Origin of the sequence: Mesorhizobium sp. M4A.F.Ca.ET.050.02.1.1 (assembly GCF_003997725.1) — a bacterium.
Taxonomy (GTDB): Bacteria; Pseudomonadota; Alphaproteobacteria; order Rhizobiales; family Rhizobiaceae; genus Mesorhizobium.
Genome location: NZ_RZSG01001524.1, coordinates 1 through 427, shown reverse-complemented (window position 1 = coordinate 427; position 427 = coordinate 1). Strand labels below are relative to the sequence as shown.

The 427-nt window shown below is 66.5% G+C and carries 1 pseudogene; it reads right to left on the bottom strand.

Annotation, left to right across the window (positions count from 1 at the left end):
* Nucleotides 1-61: 61 nt before the first annotated feature.
* A pseudogene (locus EOA33_RS38470) lies at nt 62-427 on the bottom strand (beta-ketoacyl-ACP synthase II); the annotation flags it as partial.

The window sequence follows — 427 nt, the reverse complement described above, 5'->3', positions numbered from 1 at the left end:
GAGTAGGGGCGAATATGGCAAAATTGACGACAGGCCGCGCGAGCGGCCGCCGGCTCCACGCTCAGCCATTGTAACGCTGGAAGACGAGCGAGGCGTTGGTGCCGCCGAAGCCGAAGGAGTTGGACAGCGCCACGTCGATCTGGCGGGCGCGCGGCTTGTTCGGCACGAGGTCGATCGCTGTCTCGCGCTCAGGATTGTCGAGGTTGATGGTGGCGGGCGCCGTGTTGTCGCGGATGGCGAGGATCGAGAAGATCGCCTCCGCCGCGCCCGCCGCGCCCAGGAGATGGCCGATCGACGACTTGGTCGACGACATCGAGATCTTCGAGGCGGCATTGCCGACAAGGCGCTCGACCGCGCCGAGCTCGATCGTGTCGGCCATGGTCGAGGGGCCGTGCGCGGTGATGTAATCGATGTCGGCCGGCGAAAG